Origin of the sequence: Brevibacillus sp. HB1.1 (genome assembly GCF_013332445.1) — a bacterium.
Classification (GTDB): Bacteria; Bacillota; Bacilli; order Brevibacillales; family Brevibacillaceae; genus Brevibacillus; species Brevibacillus porteri.
The window spans coordinates 399,649-421,328 of sequence record NZ_JABMIV010000001.1; the positions used below are offsets into that span (position 1 = coordinate 399,649).

A 21,680-nucleotide genomic window follows, 5' to 3' on the forward strand; every position below is an offset into this window, starting at 1 on the left:
TGACCTACACCTCAACTTTGGATACGAGTTCTCCGTGGAGTGTCCACGTTTTCGCATCTGTAATTTTTATGTGCACATACTGTCCGATCAAGGAATTGTCGCCGGTAAAATGGACCAACTTGTTCGTACGCGTACGACCCGCGAGTACTTCCGCATTCGTCCTCGATTCGCCTTCCACCAGTACCTCGACAACCTGATCCTGCAGTTTTTTGTTCTGCTCCAGTGCGATGCGAGCCAACACTTCATTGAGTCGATATAAGCGCGCTTTTTTCACTTCCATTGGAACGTTGTCTTCCATGACAGCAGCCGGTGTACCTTCACGTGGGGAGTAAATGAAGGTATACGCAAATTCATACTTAACCTCTTCCACCATCGAAATAGTATCTTCAAACTGCTCATCGGTTTCGCCTGGGAAGCCAACAATAATATCGGTAGAAAGCGAGACATTCGGGATCGCGTCCTTGATTTTGCGAACGAGCTCCAGATAATGCTCACGAGAATATTTGCGCGCCATCCGCTTGAGTACTTCTGTCGAACCGGATTGGACAGGCAAATGGATTTGCTCCACCAGGTTGCCGCCCTTTGCCAGCACCTCGATCAAGTGGTCGTCAAAATCACGCGGATGACTTGTTGTGAAGCGCACACGCGGGATATCAATCTTGCGGACCTCGTCCATCAGGTCTCCAAAACCATACTCGATGTCCTCAAAATCTTTTCCATACGCATTGACGTTTTGTCCAAGAAGCATGATTTCCTTAAAGCCTTGGCGAGCGAGATCACGCACTTCCGCGATAACATCTTCCGGGCGTCGACTGCGCTCTTTTCCGCGGGTATACGGTACGATACAGTACGTACAGAACTTGTCACAGCCGTACATGATGTTAACCCAGCCCTTAGTGTTTCCTTCGCGGAGCTTCGGCATATTTTCGACGATATCGCCTTCTTTGGACCAAACCTCAATCACCATTTCTTTGCTGAACATCGCATCGCGCAACAGTTCTGGCAGACGGTGAACATTGTGCGTTCCAAAAATCAAGTCGACCTGCTGGTAGCTTTTCAGGATTTTCTTCACAACTTTCTCTTCTTGGGACATGCAACCGCAAACACCGAGGATCAGATTCGGATTGTTATTCTTGAGCCTCTTCATGTGGCCAAGCTCTCCAAATACTTTATCCTCTGCATTTTCGCGGATCGCACAGGTGTTAAATAGGATAACATCCGCATCTTCGACAGAATCAGAGGAGGTATAGCCCATTGCCTGCAAAATACCAGAAATCGTCTCCGAATCATGCTCGTTCATTTGGCAGCCATACGTGCGAACGTGATAACGCTTTCCTTTTCCAATGTGCTGCATGTCTTCTGGGATATTAAAATCGTAATGGACTAAAATCTCTTCCTTACCACGCTTTTTCGCATCTTTCAGAGAGGGGGCCTGGAAGTATTTCGCATAGTCTTCCGTTTTCTTTGGAGACTTAACGGATTTTAAGTCCACAGTCGCCTCTTTCGTTTCCTTCATCATGTATCACCTCAACTAAAATCATCTACATAAGTAACCAATAAAGAATTATATCATTTTGGGTGATACAAAAGCTAATGCTTAATAACCATTATGAGGCAAAAAATGTACGAAACGGCGAGAGACCGTGCCGATCATCTCTGGGTATTCCTGGTTTGTTAACCCCTGCCCGCTCCAAAAGCGTTCCATCCAAATCAAACAAGCATGCCCTTACCATTTGGAACTCCGTCTTTTTTCCTATTTTCACCATAATATTTTTTCTCCTGCAACAATACAAGCCCACTCGCCGTCTGAATAGCAGTCAACAAAAACTACATTGCCATTTTGAGGAGGTTAACATGAAAAGAGCACTAGCCGTATTTTTGTCGGTGTTGATGTTCTTAACGATTATCCCAGTCGTCGGTGCCGCTTCCACTCCTTCGTTCTCAGACGTTCCACGTAGCCATTGGGCATACAAGGAAATTACGGAGATGGCGGCAAAAGGGATCATCAAAGGATACGACAATGGGACGTTTAGACCGAACAATGAAGTGACCCGCGCCGAATTTGCCAAAATTATGATCGCAGCAGCAGATGTAGATATAAACAAACGCTACGTCGACCAAACCTTTAAGGATGTTCCGCGTCATCATTGGGCATTTCTGTATGTGGAATACGCCAAGCCTTACTTGACTGGTTACAAATCCGGTTCCACCTACACGTATAAGCCAGATCAAGCTGCAGTACGTGAAGACATTGCTGTCGCATTGGTACGCCTGTTGGGCTATGATCAAAAGTACAAAGCCGACCTGAATCAATTGAAAAAGTTCCGTGATTACGATGATATTTCGTCAGCTCTGCGTCCGTATATTGCGATTGCGATCCAAACTGATCTGATGAAAGGATACAATGGCAATTTCCGTCCACAAGATCCGATTACTCGTGCGGAAGCTGCTTCTCTGCTCTATCGTGCTATTTTGGATCGTGACGATGATGATGAGATCAAAATTGTATTCCCTACCCCTGGTCAACCGCAGCCTCAGCCAGAACCAGAACGAATCAATATCAGCGATTCCTTCTCTGATTCCAAATTGAAAAACTGGAATACAGACAAAGCGACAGGAAAATGGGAGGTCGCTAGCAAACAAGTGACAGCGGAATCCGATGACGATGATCTGGATCACTACTTCCTGCCACTGAATTGGAATGAGTCTGACAAAGTTAAGAAATACGAATTGAGCGTCGATGTCAATGTCGTAGGCAGTGAAGGTTTAGGAGGCCTTTACTTCAACGGTAAAGACGGAAAAGCCAATGTTGTATTCGTCCAAAAAGATCGCGTTGTTTTAGGGAAAGTGAATGATGTCGAAGAAGACGATATTGACATCATTACTTCTAGCTCCTACAAGCTGAAATCCAGCAATCGCTTAAAAGTAGAAGTTAACGAGAACACCGTTTCCATTTACCTGAACGATCAATACTTGTTCGGTCAGCAGTATGTGAAACAAGAAGGCACAAAGCTCGGTCTGTACCTGCAAGAAGAGGCAATTGAAAACGCGCCTCGCAAAACGACCTATCTGGACAATTTCTCCTTCAAGGAGACTAAATAAAGAACCGTATTTTGACCCGACAAGCTATCTTGGCCTGTCGGGTATTTTTTCACTCTCCTTGACATGCATGTTCTACCAAATGGAAAAAAGATAGCGAAAACGTAGAAATAAACGCATTTCAGATGTTATAATGGTAGCTATTCTTGTCCTGTGAAGGAGCCTTCCTATGTCGTTTTCTGTTAATCAACCGTTTCGCTGGATGGACTCCGGTACCTACCAGGATAGTCCACTTGAGCCTTTAATCCGTGATGAAGCGTTGGCAGCCAGTATGCAATTTGAATCTGCAACCCCTGTGATTCATCTGTGGGTGTACGATCAGGCGCTGTATCTCGGCCGTAGAGACGCCAAGCTTCCTCATCTCCAGCAAGCCTTGCGTAAGTTCGGTCAAGATGGCTTTGGTTGTGTTCTTCGCTCGTCTGGTGGAGCTTGTGTTCCGCTTGATGCTGGCGTTCTCAATATGGCTTGTTTATTGCCTGACACTTCGATTTCCATTGACTCCTTCTTCTCATTTGTTGCCCAGCTTCTTGACGTGGGCCTGCGCGATTATGGGAAGCTGGAATTTGGAGAAGTCACGGGTTCCTACTGTGCAGGCGAATACGATTTTTCCATTCATGGTAAAAAAATCGGAGGTATGGCACAAAGACGCACGCGACACGGCTCTATTTTGCAGTTATGCATTAACGTCGACGATCGGCCACGAGGGGAATGGATGGAGCACTTTTACCGTCTTGCCGGCTTAGATGAAATGCAAAGTCATAAGCCAATTCCTTCCATTGATGCTTCTACCGTTGGCAGCATTGCGAGTTTGACTGGAAAATTGGCCACTATGGATGATGTAAAAGCACGTCTATTGGAGACAATCCGTTCTGAGTGGGCTGTATCACCTACCCCCTTTTATGTGCAAAATGAGTTAGTGACAGAGTCGAGGCATCATTTGTCGCAACGATTACACTTATTTTCTTATACCGCAAAAGAACTGGCCGCACCTGACTGGCACTTACCCGAATAACGGGCATTATATTTGCTTTTGATACTCCAGGTGCTGCCGGAAAAATTCTGGAGGAATTATGAATAGCAATCGAAAGGGGACGTTTCAGGATCTGAATGCCCTTTTTGTTTTTGGGGCTCTTACTGTCTTGATGATTCACATCCTCAGTTTTTTTCTCTCAAATGAGAAGACGTATCCGTGGAATAGTGATTTACAAGCCGTTCTAATCATCTTGTTAAAATTCGGTCGTTCTTTGTTTATATTTGCAACTGGCATGTTGTTGTTTTACTGGTATCAGCACCGACAATTGGATTGGCGTGCTTTCTGGAAGAAACGCTGGCGCGCGGTTATTTTGCCTTATGTAATTTGGACGGCCATCTTCACCTATTTTAAACACCAAACTTTTGACCCGGCCGTGCTGGTTGGACCGTTTTTCGAAAGTCTGTTTAATGGCAGTTCGTTCTACCACCTGTATTACATTCCGCTTTACTTGCAGCTTTGCTTGTTGTTTTGCCTGATCAAACCGTGGATGGAACGGCACTTGAACTTCCGCTGGATCATCGCGCTATTTGTTGGACAGGCTGGTCTGTACGTTCTCTACCGCTATTTGTTCATTCAGCCGTTATGGGCCATCGATTGGGCTTCAAACCCATTCCTGTCCCTCATCCAGCACAGTTATGTTTACGGGCAACATTATGTTTTCATGTACGTATTTACTTTTGCACTCGGCGCTTATGCCGGAATGAATGTGGATAAATGGCGGACGTGGGTGAAACGCCTTCAAATACCTTCTATCGTTGTGATGGCAAGTGCAGCTGTTTGGATGGCGTACGGCTATCTTTCCGGCTCCAAAAGCTATTACGAGAGCATGAATATTTTCGAACCGCTTTACTTGGTGTACACACTCTGTGTGATCATCAGCTTTTACCCTGCATCCAGTTATCTCGGCAAACTGCCTAAACTCGGTCCATGGCTTACCCGGTTGGCCAAACAAAATATGGCTATCTATTTGGTTCATCCGTTAATCTTGTTCTTACTGCAGAGCTACGTCATTCATCGACTAGGCTGGTCGACTCCGTCATTGGTTCTCGGCATGTTCGTAATTACGCCGCCACTGTGCATTTTCCTTTTCGAATTGACGACGATGTCCTTTTGGTTCAATCGAAGAAAACGTATGGAAGCAAAACCGATTTTCAAAAATCAAACGTATAAAGCGTAAAGGATACACTGGTTTCCTCTAAACTCCTAATGTAAAAAACAATATGATCTCCCATACTAGTACGAGGGACGATTGTTCCACACCTCGATTACTTGCCTGGCGTAACTGCCGGGCTTTTTTTCGTCAATGCCCCGCCAAAGGCTTGGTGACGCCAAGTTTTCTAAATGTAGCCCTACCGTTTGTACCTCGCTTACGGTATCATAGAAGAGGACCACAAGCAGTGCTTACTGCTATAGACGACAGAAAGAAAAGGTGGTGGATCTGAATGAATCAAGAGATCCCTTTGTTACATATTCCGATCAAAGATCTCATAATCGCGTCCACAAAGGTCGCACATGTGCAGTTAGGTAATTCGCTTGAGCACACCCTGCTAGTCCTAATCAAGTCCGGCTATTCAGCCGTTCCTGTACTGGATCATCAGTATCGTTTGCATGGGTTAATCAGCACGAATATGATCATGAATAAGACTCTAGGTTTGGAACGCTTCGAGACCGAGCGTATGTCCGAACATATTGTAGATGATGTGATGGATACGAAGGTCCCTCGATTGCGTGACACCGATGAATTTTTGAAAGCATTGGAAGTTTCCATTAATCACCCTTTCGTCTGCATTGAAGACGACGAGCACTATTTCCAAGGAATCTTGACTCGAAAATCGATATTGGCTTTGGTATATCGTCACTTTCGCAATCTGCCCTTTCCTTTGGCTGACCAACAACAGCCAGCAGAATCGTAGGTCACGGCATACAAAAAGACGGGGCAATAAATGCCACCGTCTTTTTCACATTCTTCTGCGTTACTTCTTTAGAGTAAATAGCTTGGCGATAGAAGCTGATGCTTCCGGTTCTTTTTTTCAGCGAGTAATGTCTGCGCATATTCCAGTGGATGACGGTACGTTTGTTTAAACATCGCCTTCTCTCCTGCCTTGAAAAAAGAATAGCGCTGATCACGCACATTGACTTCAATTAAATACGGATTGCCTCGCTCGTCAATTCCCATATCCATCCCCAAATCTGCTAATGATGAAAAATGCCGACCATACTGCTTCGCAATTTCCACCGCCGCTATACCAACTCTTTCGATGACCGCTTGTTGTTGTTTCACTTCAGGAAAGATGGGTACCAAAGCTTCCGAAAACGGCACTGCTGTTCCACCTCGAGAGAGATTGCTCAGCTTGTTTTTCTGATTGGCGACCTTGGCAACCATCCCGCTCACAGTCCACTGTTTCTCTTTATTTTTCTGCACCGAAACACGAATATCAAACGTTTTTCCTGCATAGCGCGCCAAAGGAATTCCTCGCTGGATCAAAAATCTTTTGTTACCGACCCAACGTCGCACCGTGGAGAGTATCTGCGAATGAGATAAAATCTGCCGCTTTTTCGAGGCAATGAAGTGATAATTGCCTCCATGCCGTTCAATACGTGCTACCCCAATTCCGACTGATCCAATCGAAGGCTTGACGTACACCACCTGGTACTTATCCAAGAACTGACGCAACTGCTCCATGGAATAAGGAACGGTATGTGGCAGATAGCTGCGGATGTGTTCGTTTTTCCAGAGCATCTGGTGTACTCTTCTCTTATCCCGTACAACCAAGCCATTGAACACCGTCTTCTTTTGGCTCAATCTTCGAATTACATTTCGTGCTTTTGTATCCCCTGTCAACACACGATTGTGGATGACGCGCGGGACTGAAACCAGTTGGGAGACGAGTCGATTTCCGTTCCAAAAATATCCCTTGACCCTTTCATCTCCTGGCTTCACATGCCGCGGATGAAAAAAAACAGGCTCCAATCCAAGCTCTCTTCCGATTTCGACATAATAAGGCAGACGCTCATATGACTTGAGGCCTTGAATACCTTTCTCCATAAGGGCCCAATCCAACATTATCCCGATTCTGTCCACGTAGATCCCCCTTGCCACATTGCTCTCACATAGGGTATGTGCCAGAAAGGGCAAGAGCGTGCCTATTTTTGTACACCTCTTTCGCGAACTGACAAAATACTTGCTTTCTCATAGGAATGATGTCGGATGCTGCGCTTGCCCGGGAAAGGATCGCATTTCGTTCTTTTTATTGTCCCCGGCGTTCGATAGCCAGTAAAAATGGGGCTTGGTTTTGCTGATTGATATATTGATATTTTAAAACCAAATAATCCAATTGGCTTAGCTCGTGGCAAAATGCTTCTACTGCCTCTTTTTCCGTCTCTCCCGCCGAATGCCCCCAATAAATCATGACTGTCATGATTCCGCCTGGTCTGAGCACCCTCAACCCTGATTGAATCGCCTGAATGGTACTACTCGCTTGTGTTGTGATTTCTTTGTCTCCACCCGGTAAATAGCCTAGATTAAACATGATCGCCGCGGCACTAATCTCCAGCTTGTCAATTTCCTCATGACTGGCGAGCATCATTTCTACCCTGTTCGCCAGACCTTCTCTTTCGAGTCTCTCTCGCGTTTTCTCGATTGCCTGCGGCTGGATATCGAAGGCGATTACTTTCCCCTCTTCTTGCACCAATTGCGCAAGAAATAAAGTGTCATTTCCATTCCCCATCGTGGCGTCTACAACAGTTTCTCCTACTTGTACCCGTTCACGGATTAATTTACGTGCAACTTCTAATACATTTGGAAACACAGTCAACTCTCCTCTCTATGTACACAAACCTTGTTATAAATCGATTTGCAGGCCGATGCGCGCCGCATAAACTGGACCTGCAACAAAGGCATTGGCCTCCGCGATTACTTTAGACTCATCATAGCCGTAAAACAAATGCGTAACTAATAAAGAACGGCAGAATAAGGATTGTGCCAGTTCTGCCGCTTGGCGAACAGACAGATGCCCATTTTGCTTGGCTGGTAAATTGTAATCCAGATAGGTCCCCTCGCAAATAAACAAATCCGCTTGATTCGCAAAGCCCTCCCAGGCTGTAGCTGGTCCACTGTCAGCTCCGTATACGAGGACATGACCATTTGCTTCTAAACGCATGGCGTAGCATGGATCTCCATCACCATGGTCTGTCCGTAAAAAAGTAATCGAGACGTCCCCAATGGTAACAGACGTTTCTTCGGTGATTGGTGTAAATGTGGTCGCATCTCGATACACCAATGTCTGAGCATTGGCCAATGGCAGCGCAGGAGCGTAGATCGGAAGCGGCTTGTCAGCAGGTATTTGGCCAAATAGCTGATGAACCATTAAACCGTACTGCATCACTCCTACATCCGCAACATGATCATGATGATAGTGAGATAAGAGCATGGCATCCAGCTCATAAATGGGCAAATGCTTGCCTAACTGAGCAAGAACACCGCTCCCGCAGTCGAGAAGAATTTTGACACGGTCTGTTTCAATTAGGTAACCCGGAGTAGCACCCCCTGGGCCAGGATAAGGAGATTGATAGCCTAACACGGTAACGCGCATATTCGGTTCACTCCCTCTCATAGGATGGAATAAGGTGGGACAGGAGGTCTGAGATGCAAGGAACATGGAGAGCCGCATGGCAGATCGCTTTTACGTATATTGGGACAGTCGTAGGAGCTGGTTTTGCCTCAGGCAAGGAAATTGTAGAGTTCTTTGTTCAATATGGAACACAAGGCTTAGTTGGCATCATTCTGGCGACGACGCTGTTTATTTGGGCAGGCATCCGCGTCATGCTGATTGCCTATCGGATTCAGGCCGATTCCTATCAAGAAGTCAGCACCTATTTGTTTGGGCATCCGTTTGGCACTGTATTTAATACCTTGCTCTTAACCGTATTGCTAGGCACTACCTCCGTCATGCTCGCTGCTACCGGCGCGATTTTTTGGGAGTCATTTCGATTATCTCCCCAAATCGGCATTTGGTTTAGCATGATTTTGATTTTTTTCGTGACGAAAAAAGGGCTGTTTGCCATCCATCACGTGAACAGCATTTTTGTTCCGATGCTCATTGGCTTTACTGTACTTGTCTTCCTTTATACGAAGCCATGGTTAGATACGAATGTCGTCGTTGAATCGTTACGGCCTTGGGCGTGGCTTAGTTCTCCCTTTTATTATGTTGCCTTAAATGTCACGCTTACACAAGCGGTTTTGATTCCGATGGGTAGACAGAGTACAAGCGAGAAGCCTCTCATCCTGGGGGGAATCATAGGAGGATTGGGAATAGGCCTTCTGCTCTTGCTCGCCTATGCTTCTCTCTCTGTAAAAATGCCGGGAATCCATCACGCGGAAATGCCTATGATTGCTGTGCTGCAAGGCTTGGGGCCAACCATTCCTTTTTTATTCTCCCTATTGGTGTATGCCGAAATTTTCTCGACTCTTGTGGCCAACGTTTTTGGTCTAGCCCAACAGATTAGACAAGTTACCCCACTTCGAGGGCCGACTATTTTACTCGGGATTTTGCTGATTTGCTATTTGATCAGTTTTATCGGGTTCAGCTCGCTTCTCCGCTTCCTGTATCCACTCTTTGGTCAATTGGTTGTCTTTTTCCTTGTCATGCTCGTGTACAGGCAGTGGCGCGAACGCATGTAACAAAAAAACCTCTCCCGTTAAGGAGAGGTTTTTCACTCTATCAAACTTAAGCAAATTCTTTAACCAATTTTTCGAAGTCTTCTTCAGACAAGCGAATGTCTTGGTTCACCAAACCTTCTTCTTTGAAGCCATTTACAAGAGCTTCGTAAGGTTTTTGCTCAGTGTTTTGGTAGATCAGACCTGTAATCAGGCCTTTGTGTTGCATAGAGGTAGACATTGCTTTGATACGGTCATGTGGATCGTATCCTTCGAGCGTGTCTACTGGTACGATGTTCTCTTTGAACCAGTCGTATGTGTTTACCTTGTTGTAGGTTACACAAGGGCTGAATACGTTGATCAAGGAGAAGCCTTCGTGTTGGATACCTTTTTCAATCAGTTCAGTCAAGCCCTTCAGATCGCTGGAGAAGGATTGAGCAACGAATGTCGCACCTACAGACAGCGCCAGTTCAACTGGAGAAATCGAGGACTCGATGGAACCTGCCGGTGTAGACTTGGTCACGAAACCAGTCGCGGAACGCGGGGAGGTTTGACCTTTTGTCAGACCGTAGATTTGGTTATCCATTACGATGTACGTAACGTTCATATTACGACGGATAGCATGTACAGTATGGCCCATACCGATCGCGAAACCATCCCCGTCACCACCTGCTGCGATAACTGTCAGCTCGCGGTTCGCCATTTTCACACCTTGTGCGATTGGCAGGGAACGTCCGTGAATACCGTGGAAACCATAACAGTTGATGTAGCCGGAAATACGACCAGAGCAACCGATACCGGAAACAACCGCCAGATTTTCAGGTTCCAGACCTACGTTCGCTGCAGCGCGTTGAATAGCCGCTTGGATGGAGAAGTCTCCACAGCCTGGGCACCAGTTTGGCTTTACGTTATTTCGAAACTCTTTCATAGTCGCCATTTTTTACCAGCTCCTTTACTTCAGCATAGATTTCCTTCGGCAGGAATGGGTTACCGTCATATTTAAGCACGGATTCGATTTTTTCAGCGTTTCCAACGTGTTGTTTGAGCAAGCTTGTTACTTGCGCTTGAGCGTTGTGCTCAACAACAACAACTTTCTTCGCTTTATCTACGAGTGCTTTGATTTCTTCAGTTGGGAACGGATGCAGCAAACGGATTTGTGCATGGTTTACTTTCATTCCCTCTTGTTCCAGACGGCCTTTTGCTTCTTGAATAGTACCAATTGTGGAGTTGATACCCACAACCAGAACATCCGCATCAGCGTGAGGAGCATCTGCTGTTACAGCGCCTTTGAAGCTTTTCAGGACGCCTTCCATTTTGCGCATACGTTTATCCATTTGTTGAATACGGTTTGCAGCATTCTCAGATGGACGACCAGTTTGATCATGCTCAACACCAGTTACGTGGTGCAGACCGTATTTTTGACCAGGAATAACACGAGGAGAAACGCCGTCTTCTGTTACTTCATAACGTTTGAACAGGTCGTTTTGCTCTTTTTCTGGCAATTCTTGTCCAGCAAGCAGTTTTCCGCGGCGGATTTCTACTTTGCTGTAGTCAAATGGAACAACGGTTTGTTTACCCAAGGACAGCGTCAAGTCTGTCATCAGGATAACAGGCAGTTGGTATTCTTCCGCAATGTTAAACGCTTCAACTGCATCGTAGAAGCACTCTTCTACTGTGCTTGGCGCGATCACTACTTTTGGAATGTCACCATGCGTACCGTAGATCATAGCATTCACATCGGATTGCTCGATTTTGGTAGGCATACCAGTAGATGGGCCACCACGCTGTGTGTTCACGATTACAACTGGTTGTTCCGTGATACCAGCCAGACCAATTGCTTCCATCATCAGGGACAGACCAGGACCTGCAGAAGCAGTCAAGGAACGAGCACCCGCGAAGTTAGCACCGATTGCCATCGTAATTGCAGCAATCTCGTCTTCTGTTTGGATAACAGTACCGCCCAATTTAGGCAGCTTTTTAATCAAGTATTCCATTACCTCGGAAGCAGGTGTGATCGGATAAGCTGGCATGAAACGGCAGCCTGCTGCTACAGCACCCAGAGCGATCGCATCGTTACCGATGAGGAACAGTTGTTTTTGTGGATCAGCCTTTTCCATTTGGAACTCAGGCAGTTGACCACCAGTCAATTCATTTACAAAATCAAAACCGCGGCGAATGGCATCCATGTTCTTTTCAACCACTTTTTCGCCCTTGCGGAGGAACATATCTTCAACAATGGGACGGAAGCTTTCCACTGAAATGCCGAGGATGGCACTGGATGCACCAATCGACACCATGTTTTTCATCAGGGAAGTTCCCAGCTCATCAGCGATCTCAGTCAGTGGTACAGTGAAGAAGCGAACTGGCTTCAAGCCGTCCGGCAACTTTGGATTAAATTTCGCGTCCGCGATAATGATACCGCCTTCACGCAACTCATGCGCATTGAAATCGATCGTCTCTTGGTCAAACGCTACGAGAATGTCCAGATCGTCAGAGATCGCACGCATTGGCGTTGTGCTCACGCGAATTTTATTGTTCGTGTGTCCACCCTTAATACGGGAAGAGAAGTGACGGTAGCTATACAGATGGTACCCCATCCGGTTCATTGCCATCGAGAAAATCTCACCAGTACTCTCGATGCCCTCCCCTTGCTGTCCTCCAACTTTCCAGGAAAGTTGACTAATCATTCAGATTCCACCCTTTCAGTGACTGTGAGAAAAGCTGCCCTATCACACCTTGAAAAGACTGATAAGATGTGACATTTCTGTGCATAGACAGTAACAATTGTAGTCCTGTCCATGTCAAATTGCAAGTGCTTTTACTCAACTTACTTTTGACCTGAATTTTAATGTTGAACTTGGTACATTAATATCCTCATGCTTTATTGTAGCACGTTTCCGAAAACACGCAACCAATTTCCTTGCACAAATTTCAATACTTCCGCCTCTTTATATCGTTTTAACAAAGCTTCTAGTAACTGGGAGTAATCTGCCGCGGATGCCATGTCCCCAAACGTCTCGGTAATACCATCGAAATCGGAGCCAAAACCTACGTGGTTTACGCCACCCAACGCGCAGATGTGATCCAAGTGGCGCAGCAAGTCATCGATCCAAGCCGTGCGCTTGTCCGGCACGGTAAAGAAGTCTACAAACGTCAAGCCAATCACGCCATCTTTGGCGATTAACGCTCGAATTTGCTCATCCGTCAAATTGCGAGAGTGATTGCATATGCTTCTCACGTTCGAATGCGAAGCGATCACTGGTGCTTTCGAGCATTCTAGTACATCCCAGAATCCTGGGTCGGCCAAATGCGAAACATCAATGATCATCCCCAGCCGATTCATTTCTTCTATGACTTCTCGTCCAAATGAAGTAAGTCCACCTGGATTCGGCTCTCCATTTCCACTTGCTAGGGCATTGCCATGATTCCAGGTCAGCGTCATTCCTCGTACACCAAGCCGGAACCACGTACGTAGCTGAACCAGACTCTCTTCTAATGCATGCGCGCCTTCTACAAACAGAATAGCCCCTTTCTGTCCCTTTAATACGCATTCAGCCAAATCTGCCTTTGTGAAAATCGGCCGGAATTTATAACTGGCCACCTTTTGATAAAAAATATCGATCATTTCTAGTACAGAATGAAAGCGACGTCCAAACGGCACTTGAGAAGGGACGAAACAGGCAAGCACTTGTATGTCTACATTCCCTTTTTCAAGAGCGGTAAAACCAGCTTGCAAGAGCTTGTCTTCTTTATAAAAGTCCAGCTCGGGGTTCTGCCATAGCTTGCATAATACATCGCTATGCGCATCAAAGATTTTCATATGGAAACGCTCCTTCTCTTCGATCACTTCGGAGGTCATACTTCTGGAAAAACGAAAAAACCTGTTCATTCTTCGAACAAACAGGCAGGTGAAGCATTTGCAGTTGTATCATCTGGGTTCTACGATTAATTTGATTGCAGTTCGTTCTTCTCCATCAATCACGATGTCGGTAAAGGCTGGAATACAAATGAGGTCAACTCCACTCGGCGCTACGAACCCTCGTGCGATTGCTACTGCCTTCACAGCTTGATTAAGCGCCCCAGCACCAATGGCTTGGATCTCAGCGGCTCCTCGTTCACGAAGAACTCCGGCAAGGGCACCAGCAACGGAATTGGGGTTAGACTTTGCTGAAACTTTTAATACTTCCATCCTTTTTGAACCTCCCGTCTGATAGGAATCCTGTCATCATTAGAATGATATTCGCATAACCCCTAAAAATTCCTGCTAACTCGCTTGAAAGATTCAAAAAATTCTAATCTTATTCTCATTATTCCATAAACGGATGGTCAGAGTCAATTCTGATTCGTTCCATTTTTTTCGCATGCCCAGTCGTTTTATCTAGAGTAATCAGCACCGCATTCAACTGCGCTGGATCTGGCGCTACCTCAAAGCGAACTGGGAGCTGTGTCAAAAATTTCTTAATAACAGCTTCTCGCTCCATCCCCAAAATGCCATTACTCGGTCCACACATTCCTACATCACACAAAAATCCGGTTCCTTGAGGCAAAATACGTTCATCAGCGGTTTGCACATGGGTATGTGTCCCCACGACCGCCGTTACCTTCCCATCGAGATACCATGACATTGCTTGCTTTTCCGATGTGGCTTCCGCATGAAAGTCTACAAAAATGAGCTTCGTACGCTTCCGAGCTTGCTCTACTAGCTTGTCAGCCATTTGGAACGGACAATCGAGCGGCGGCAAGAACGTACGCCCCATCAAATTAATGACGGCTAGTTCCCCTTCATGTTGTTTGATATATGTAATCCCTTTTCCAGGAGCCCCTTCTGGGAAGTTCGCGGGTCTAATCATCCGCGGCTCATCATCAATAAAATCGAAAATTTCTCTTTGGTCCCACGTATGATTCCCGAGCGTAATCGCTTGAACGCCCCACGCGAAAAGCTCCTTGGTAATTTTCTCTGTAATCCCACGACCATGCGCAGCGTTCTCTCCATTCGCTACGATAAAGGTAGGGTTGTATTTTCGTTTCAGTAACGGCAGATATGTTTTCACGATCTCTCTGCCAGGCGAGCCCATAATATCTCCAATGAATAACAACTTCATTACCAAATCACCTCATTGCTAGTATACACAATTCCTCTGCTCATTAGAAAACTTGACTTCGTCAAACATTTGGTGTGTCCTTCGTTGCGCTACAAAAAAAGTAAAGTGGCACGCAGCCACTTTACTTTGCATACTCAACTGCCCGTGTTTCACGGATAACCGTTACTTTAATATGACCTGGGTAGTCAAGTTCATTTTCAATTCGTTTCGTGATATCCCGTGCCAGACGGGTAGCTTCCGCATCGTCAATCTTATCAGGTTGAACCATCACGCGAATTTCGCGTCCTGCTTGAATCGCATAAGACTTTTCTACGCCATCGAACGACTCAGAGATCTCTTCCAGTTTCTCCAAACGTCTGATATATGTTTCCAATGTCTCACGGCGTGCACCTGGGCGTGCGGCAGACAGAGCGTCAGCAGCTCCCACGAGCATAGCAATGACGGAAGTTGGTTCGGTATCACCGTGATGAGACGCAATACTGTTCACTACTACGTGATGCTCATTGTACTTCTTAGCCAGTTCAACACCGATTTCAACGTGTGAACCTTCTACTTCATGGTCAATTGCTTTTCCGATATCATGCAGCAAACCTGCACGTTTGGCCAGCTTCACATCTTCTTTCAGTTCTGCCGCCATTAAACCGGCGAGATGTGCCACTTCCATAGAGTGCTTCAGTACGTTTTGACCGTAGCTTGTACGATAACGCAAGCGTCCGAGAATCTTGATCAGATCTGGATGCAAGCCGTGAACGCCTGTTTCAAACGTTGCTTGCTCACCGTATTCACGGATTCGCTCGTCTACTTCGCGACGTGCTTTTTCCACCATTTCCTCGATGCGAGCTGGGTGAATGCGGCCGTCTGCGACCAGTTTATCTAACGCTGTCTTGGCGATTTCCCGACGAATCGGATCGAAGCCAGACAGGATGACTGCTTCTGGAGTATCGTCAATAATCAGATCGATACCAGTCAACGTTTCCAGGGCACGAATGTTACGTCCTTCGCGTCCGATAATACGTCCCTTCATCTCATCATTTGGCAACGTAACCACAGAAACGGTTGTTTCTGCTACGTGGTCTGCTGCACAACGTTGAATGGAGGTCGTAATGATCTCACGAGCACGCTTGTCCGCTTCTTCCTTGGCCTGAGTCTCAATCTCCTTGATCATCACAGCCATTTCGTGACGGACGGTATTCTCCACATCAGTCAGAATGATCGTCTTCGCCTCATCCTGCGTCAAGCCGGAGATTCGTTCTAGCTCTGATACTTGTTCTTTATATAAGTGCTCTACCTTGCTTTGCAGTTCTGCGATGGTACGGTCACGCTCAGACAATTCTTCTTCTTTGCGCTCCAACTGTTCCATCTTGCGGTCCAACGATTCTTCTTTTTGTAGAATTCGTCGTTCCTGACGCTGGATCTCATTGCGTCTCTCACGCAATTCGGTTTCCGCTTCGGATCGAAGCTTGAACACTTCATCCTTTGCTTCCAGCACCTTCTCCTTCTTAACGGCTTCGGCGTCCCGTTTAGCTTCCTCCACGATCTGTCGTGCAGCTTCTTCTGCACTGGAGATCTTCGCTTCCGCAATCGATTTACGAGTGAAGTAGCCTGCACCCAAGCCGATCAGCAGGGCAACGAGCACAATGACAACAGTAAGTATAGGATCCATAGGCTTTTTCGTTTCACCTCCTTATTGTAAGACATCTCCCCGCTTTCCAAGCATTTGTTTTCCATGGAGTGCTCTCACATTTGAACATTCGGCTAAAAAACAAGACCGATTTACTCGGTCCGCTGAATCCGTACAGCTTTCGCACGGTTTTTCAGTTGTTTCATAGGCAACGAGTGAGCAAATCACAAAAGTTATGATACACCAAGTAAATACAAACCTATTTTATTATTTGTGAACAAGAATTGTCAAGATCATGCAAATAGAGTTGGCCCTAACTATCGCTTCTATGACGCAATTCTTCACGCATTTGTTGAATGATCGCATGGGAGAATCCCTTGCGCATCAGCATAGATAGCAGCTTACGCTCTTCATCGGGGTTCGGTGCACCCTCTATACGCCGCGCCTTCTTCTCTATCAATGCGCGAGCAGCATCTAGTTCAGCCTGCCTAGACACGCCACGTACTGCGTCCTCTACAATCGCTCTGTCCACTCCACGATGGGTAAGCTCCATACGCAGCATATACGGGCTCCTCGGCTTCAAGCGCAATCGCTCGTCTACCCATTGCTTCGCAAATGCTTCATCATCGATGTAGCCGTGATCCTTGCAGCGCTGGCATATCTCTTCTGCAATCTGTGGCGAAAATCCCTTTTCTATCAAATAGGAATGCAGCTGACTGCTTGTTCGCGGGCGTATACCGAGATATCGCAATGCACCTAAATACGCTTTATGCTTTTCTTCTGCTATCAGGACTTCTCGGCAAAAAGCTTCATCTAATTCTGTTCCCTTAAATAGGTTGTACTTTACCAGTATGTCTTCGTGTACGGTAATGGCATACTCGCCTTCGACATCGATATGGTAGCGTTGCTTTTGTTTGATATCTCGATGAACGGCAGTGATCAGGCCGCTCTTCATGATGATTCACTCCTTCGCAAAGCTAAAATAACAGCCTGTCTCATCGACAGGCTGCTCTTCTACTCTTCATTACTCCAGATCAAATGTAGGCTCTTCATCTTGCTCTGGGTCATTTACTGCTTCACCTTCTGGAACAGAACCAGGGTTTAGGCTGAAGTATTCGCGCACCTTTGTTTCAATCTGTGATGCAATGTGCGGATTTTCTTTCAGGAAGACTTTCGAATTCTCTCTACCTTGGCCGAGACGCTCCTCATTGAAGGAGTACCATGCACCACTCTTTTGAACCACATCGATCTCGGAACCGATGTCGAGAATGCTACCTTCTCTGGAAATACCTTCGCCGTACATGATATCCACTTCAGCAACCTTGAATGGTGGTGCTACTTTATTTTTGACGACTTTGATCTTCGTCTTGCTTCCCAAAATGTCGTTGCCAACTTTGATAGATTCCGCTTTACGAACGTCCAAGCGAACACTCGCGTAGAACTTCAAAGCGCGTCCACCCGGAGTTGTTTCTGGGTTACCGAACATAACTCCCACTTTTTCACGAAGCTGGTTGATGAAGATTGCAATCGTTTTGGACTTGTTGATGGCGCCGGACAGCTTGCGGAGTGCTTGGGACATCAAGCGTGCTTGCAAACCTACGTGGGAATCTCCCATCTCGCCTTCGATCTCTGCTTTTGGTACGAGTGCCGCAACGGAGTCGACTACGATAATGTCTACCGCACCAGAGCGCACCAGTGCTTCCGCGATCTCCAATGCTTGCTCACCAGTGTCTGGTTGGGACAACAGCAATTCATCGATGTTCACACCCAGCTTCGCAGCGTAAACCGGATCCAAGGCATGCTCAGCATCGATAAACGCAGCTTGTCCACCCTGTCTTTGAACTTCTGCGATGGCATGAAGCGCTACTGTTGTTTTACCAGAAGACTCTGGTCCGTAAATCTCAACAATCCGTCCGCGTGGGAACCCACCCACACCAAGTGCAATATCTAGAGCAAGTGCACCGCTAGAAGCCGTAGAAATCTGGATGTTGGATACTTCCCCCAACTTCATAATGGAACCTTTTCCGAATTGCTTTTCTATTTGACGCAATGCACTCTCCAAAGCTGCGCGACGATCTGACAAATGGTACACACCCTTTCAATTTTCGCATCTCTTTTGCTTGTCTTCATCATACCTCGAGACAGAAGTGTTTGCCAAGTATTTTTTACGAACAAATATTCGCATCGTAAAAAAGCAGCCATTTCCTGGTTGTTCCCAGAGAAATGACTGCTTTGTGTAATACTCTCTAATTAGGAACGCTTCGCTCCGCGAGGCTTTGCAGGCTCCAGATTGATTCGTTTTCCGTTGATACGTGTTTGACGCAGTGACTCATATACGAAAGCAGCTACCTCTTCTGGAACCTCAACAAATGTGAAGTTCTCGAAAATGTCGATGCGACCTACTGATTTTCCTGGGATACCCACAGATTCAGAGATCTCGCGTACCAGATCCTGTGGCTTCATGTTCGCATTGCGGCCTACGTTCAGGAAGAAGCGAACCATGCCTTTTGCTGCGCCTGTCTCACCAAAGTTGTACGCTTCTACTTCCTGCCCTTGTCCCGCTTCGGTATGGAATGCCAGGTGTAATGCAGCAGCTGCTACTTTTTCAGCCGGGTATTGACCTACGAGAGCATCCGCTACTTTTTGATACATATCCGCGATTGCATCGCTTTCCAAAAGGCTAGTCAATTGTTCACGCAATTGCTCTTGTTTGCGCTCAGCCACTTCCTCCAGGGAAGGAACATTGCGAGAGAGCACTTGTGCTTTTGTCTGCTTTTGGATAAACATCATTTGTCTTACTTCACGCGGCGTAACCAGCGTCATCGCAATTCCTTTGCGACCTGCGCGACCAGTACGGCCAATACGGTGTACGTAGCTCTCAGAGTCTTGTGGAATATCGTAGTTGATTACGTGAGAGACGTTTCCTACGTCGATACCGCGTGCTGCTACGTCAGTCGCGATCAAGAATTCAATCGAGCCCTCACGGAACGCATTCATGACCTTGTCACGTTGTGCCTGTGACAAGTCACCATGCAATCCGTCCGCAAGGTATCCGCGGGATTGCAGCACTTCAGACAACTCATCTACGCCGCGCTTAGTGCGGCAGAAAATGATACCCAGCTCGACATCCTCACTGTCCAAGATGCGGCAGAGGCTCTCTACTTTGTTACGGTCAAACACTTTGTAGTATACCTGTTCGATCAATGGTGCCGTTACTTCTTCACGGCTAACCGCGATCGTTTGCGGTTGTTTCATGTAACGGGTAGCCAAACGCTTGATTTCTGGCGGCATCGTCGCAGAGAACAGCAAGGTTTGACGCTCTTCCGGCATATGTGTGATGATCGTCTCGATATCTTCGATGAAGCCCATGTCCAGCATTTCATCCGCTTCATCCAAAACGAGTGTATGTACGTGATCCAGCTTCAATGTTTTTCGGCGCAAGTGGTCCATAACACGGCCAGGAGTACCTACAACGATTTGTACACCTTGGCGCAGTGCACGAATTTGATGTCCGATCGATTGTCCGCCATAGATTGGCAGCGTACGAACTTTGTTATATTTCGAGATGCGCAAGAGCTCTCCCGCAACCTGGATAGCCAGCTCACGAGTTGGGGTCAGCACGATCGCTTGTACACGATTGGCAGGCGTAATCTTTTCTACAAGTGGAATCCCGAATGCAGCAGTCTTACCAGTACCTGTCTGTGCTTGACCAATCAGGTCTCCGCCATCCAGAACTTTTGGAATGCAAGCTGCCTGAATCGGTGATGGCTCCTCGAAGCCCATATCGTGAATCGCTTGCAGAATAGATTTATGTAAAGGAAAATCGGAAAAAATCGTCATGAAAAAAATCACCTTTCTTTTTGCATTTGCAGCGCATAAAACAACGCGTATTTAGCGGCACGCCCAACGATTGCATGCCTTCTTCCGGCAAGGCGGAGCTCTTTTACAACTGTAGGCATTCCTTCTGCCGCGATCCCTACGTAAACAAGGCCAACAGGCTTGCCCTCGGAAGGATCGGGTCCAGCCACTCCCGTAACAGAAATCCCGTAAGTAGCCCCCAGCTTTTCTCGTACATGTTCAGCCAGCAATTGAGCTGTTTTCTCACTGACTGCCCCATCTGTTTGCAAAATGGAATCAGGTACTTCGAGCAGCTGATTTTTCACTTCATTGGTGTAGCAGACTACCCCTCCACGAAACACTTGCGAGCTTCCCGGCACTGAGGTAATCAACGAGGCAATTGCTCCTCCTGTGCAGCTTTCTGCACAAGCAATCGTCTCATTTCTCTTTTTTAGCTCAGAAACCAGCACATCATGCAGCGACGAATTCTCACCCATCCCGTACATATACTGGCCAACACGGCTGAGAATTTCTTTTTCTACAGGTAAGATTAGGGCTTCCCCTTCTTCGACTGTAGCAGCTCTTGCCGTAATCCGCAGCGTTACTTCGAATTCTTTGGCGTATGGCGCGATCGTTGGATTGTCCTGCTTTTCGATCAGATCGAGCAGTTTTTCCTCCAAGGCGGATTCGCCTATTCCGTAGAACCGGAGTACATGAGAATGAAACACTTGTTTTTCTGGGAGCAAATCGTTCAAGTAAGGCATCACGTAATTCTCCACCATTGGATACAGCTCGCTTGGTGGTCCAGGCAACAGCACGAACGTACTACTGTCATGACGGATCGCCATCCCCGGCGCCATCCCGAAATCGTTGGAGAATACATGGCTGCCAGAAAGCACCAGCGCCTGCTTACGATTGTTCTCCGTCATGACAATCCCACGTTGCAAAAAGAATTTTTCAATTCTCTCCATGGCCTCTGGATTCGTTTCCAATCCAATGCCTACATGCCCCGCCAAGGTTTCTTTCGTCAAATCATCTTGAGTCGGCCCTAGCCCACCCGTGAAAATGACGAGATCAGATCGCCCTGATGCCAATCGAATCACTTGTAGCAATCGCTCCGTATTGTCTCCCACAACCGTATGAAAGTAAACTCCCACGCCAATTTCCGCCAGCTTCTGAGAAAGAAACTGTGCGTTGGTGTTAGCGATCTGGCCTAGCAAAAGTTCGGTACCTACCGCAATAATCTCCGCTCTCATCTTCCTCATCCATTCTCTTTGAGAGTAGAAAAGCCTCTAAACTAATAGTTTATCACTTGCAAACGCTCAAGAGAAG

Annotated in this window: 20 protein-coding genes; 5 read left to right on the top strand and 15 right to left on the bottom strand. The window is 46.7% G+C overall.

Annotated features, from left to right (window positions below; all coding sequences use genetic code 11):
- Positions 1-4: 4 nt before the first annotated feature.
- A complete protein-coding gene (gene miaB / locus HPY27_RS01880) occupies positions 5-1,516 on the bottom strand; it encodes a tRNA (N6-isopentenyl adenosine(37)-C2)-methylthiotransferase MiaB (protein ID WP_174224460.1) in 1,512 nt (503 codons plus the stop codon).
- A 91-nt stretch (positions 1,517-1,607) separates the two neighbouring features.
- Positions 1,608-1,766, bottom strand: coding sequence for a hypothetical protein (locus tag HPY27_RS01885; protein WP_017249247.1), 159 nt, complete (start codon positions 1,764-1,766; stop codon positions 1,608-1,610).
- Between the two features lie 88 nt (positions 1,767-1,854).
- On the opposite strand from HPY27_RS01885, the gene HPY27_RS01890 reads away from it, so the two are divergent.
- The 4 genes from HPY27_RS01890 (at position 1,855) to cbpB (ending at position 6,045) form a co-directional block, all read left to right on the top strand.
- A complete protein-coding gene (locus HPY27_RS01890; RefSeq protein ID WP_017249248.1) occupies positions 1,855-3,102 on the top strand; it encodes an S-layer homology domain-containing protein in 1,248 nt (415 codons plus the stop codon).
- 166 nt (positions 3,103-3,268) lie between these two features.
- Complete coding sequence (locus HPY27_RS01895; protein WP_017249249.1) at positions 3,269-4,111, top strand: lipoate--protein ligase family protein; 843 nt, start codon at positions 3,269-3,271, stop codon at positions 4,109-4,111.
- Positions 4,112-4,169: 58 nt separating this feature from the next.
- Entirely contained in the window at positions 4,170-5,309 is a 1,140-nt protein-coding gene (locus HPY27_RS01900) for an acyltransferase (protein WP_174224276.1), read from the top strand.
- 265 nt (positions 5,310-5,574) lie between these two features.
- Complete coding sequence (gene cbpB / locus HPY27_RS01905) at positions 5,575-6,045, top strand: cyclic-di-AMP-binding protein CbpB (protein ID WP_069849175.1); 471 nt, start codon at positions 5,575-5,577, stop codon at positions 6,043-6,045.
- Between the two features lie 68 nt (positions 6,046-6,113).
- On the opposite strand, the gene HPY27_RS01910 is transcribed toward cbpB, so the two are convergent.
- From HPY27_RS01910 to HPY27_RS01920, 3 genes are all read right to left on the bottom strand, one after another.
- Positions 6,114-7,214 carry a YheC/YheD family endospore coat-associated protein gene (locus tag HPY27_RS01910; protein ID WP_173621987.1) on the bottom strand — a complete coding sequence of 367 codons (1,101 nt, stop codon included), beginning with the start codon at positions 7,212-7,214 and terminating at the stop codon, positions 6,114-6,116.
- Between the two features lie 166 nt (positions 7,215-7,380).
- Complete coding sequence (gene mnmM / locus HPY27_RS01915) at positions 7,381-7,941, bottom strand: tRNA 5-(aminomethyl)-2-thiouridylate-methyltransferase MnmM (RefSeq protein ID WP_017249253.1); 561 nt, start codon at positions 7,939-7,941, stop codon at positions 7,381-7,383.
- Between the two features lie 33 nt (positions 7,942-7,974).
- On the bottom strand, positions 7,975-8,724 hold the full coding sequence (locus HPY27_RS01920) for an MBL fold metallo-hydrolase (RefSeq protein WP_174224277.1): 750 nt from the start codon (positions 8,722-8,724) through the stop codon (positions 7,975-7,977).
- A gap of 53 nt (positions 8,725-8,777) precedes the next feature.
- On the opposite strand from HPY27_RS01920, the gene HPY27_RS01925 reads away from it, so the two are divergent.
- A complete protein-coding gene (locus HPY27_RS01925) occupies positions 8,778-9,812 on the top strand; it encodes a YkvI family membrane protein (RefSeq protein WP_069849181.1) in 1,035 nt (344 codons plus the stop codon).
- 46 nt (positions 9,813-9,858) lie between these two features.
- Here HPY27_RS01925 and HPY27_RS01930 read toward each other — a convergent pair whose 3' ends face one another.
- The 10 genes from HPY27_RS01930 to HPY27_RS01975 all read right to left on the bottom strand — a co-directional run bounded on the left by HPY27_RS01930 (position 9,859) and on the right by HPY27_RS01975 (position 21,604).
- Complete coding sequence (locus HPY27_RS01930) at positions 9,859-10,725, bottom strand: 2-oxoacid:ferredoxin oxidoreductase subunit beta (RefSeq protein WP_007719146.1); 867 nt, start codon at positions 10,723-10,725, stop codon at positions 9,859-9,861.
- A complete protein-coding gene (locus HPY27_RS01935; protein WP_017249256.1) occupies positions 10,697-12,475 on the bottom strand; it encodes a 2-oxoacid:acceptor oxidoreductase subunit alpha in 1,779 nt (592 codons plus the stop codon). The genes HPY27_RS01930 and HPY27_RS01935 overlap by 29 nt, the downstream gene beginning before the upstream one ends.
- Positions 12,476-12,669: 194 nt before the next feature.
- Positions 12,670-13,608, bottom strand: a complete 939-nt coding sequence (locus HPY27_RS01940) for a dipeptidase (protein WP_174224278.1) — start codon at positions 13,606-13,608, stop codon at positions 12,670-12,672.
- A 108-nt stretch (positions 13,609-13,716) separates the two neighbouring features.
- Positions 13,717-13,977: a stage V sporulation protein SpoVS gene (spoVS, locus tag HPY27_RS01945; RefSeq protein ID WP_003385776.1), complete on the bottom strand. Its 261-nt coding sequence runs from the start codon at positions 13,975-13,977 to the stop codon at positions 13,717-13,719.
- 118 nt (positions 13,978-14,095) lie between these two features.
- A complete protein-coding gene (locus tag HPY27_RS01950) occupies positions 14,096-14,890 on the bottom strand; it encodes a TIGR00282 family metallophosphoesterase (protein ID WP_007719153.1) in 795 nt (264 codons plus the stop codon).
- A 121-nt stretch (positions 14,891-15,011) separates the two neighbouring features.
- The gene (gene rny / locus HPY27_RS01955) at positions 15,012-16,553 is read right to left on the bottom strand and encodes a ribonuclease Y (RefSeq protein ID WP_017249258.1); all 1,542 of its coding nucleotides are present in this window, start codon (positions 16,551-16,553) and stop codon (positions 15,012-15,014) included.
- Positions 16,554-16,824: 271 nt separating this feature from the next.
- Complete coding sequence (locus HPY27_RS01960; protein WP_174224279.1) at positions 16,825-17,466, bottom strand: RecX family transcriptional regulator; 642 nt, start codon at positions 17,464-17,466, stop codon at positions 16,825-16,827.
- Positions 17,467-17,535: 69 nt separating this feature from the next.
- Positions 17,536-18,594, bottom strand: a complete 1,059-nt coding sequence (recA, locus tag HPY27_RS01965) for a recombinase RecA (protein ID WP_017249260.1) — start codon at positions 18,592-18,594, stop codon at positions 17,536-17,538.
- A 167-nt stretch (positions 18,595-18,761) separates the two neighbouring features.
- Positions 18,762-20,351: a DEAD/DEAH box helicase gene (locus tag HPY27_RS01970; RefSeq protein ID WP_016743381.1), complete on the bottom strand. Its 1,590-nt coding sequence runs from the start codon at positions 20,349-20,351 to the stop codon at positions 18,762-18,764.
- A gap of 8 nt (positions 20,352-20,359) precedes the next feature.
- Positions 20,360-21,604 (bottom strand): competence/damage-inducible protein A, encoded by a 1,245-nt coding sequence (locus HPY27_RS01975; RefSeq protein ID WP_026043139.1) that lies wholly within the window; start codon positions 21,602-21,604, stop codon positions 20,360-20,362.
- Positions 21,605-21,680 lie beyond the last annotated feature (76 nt).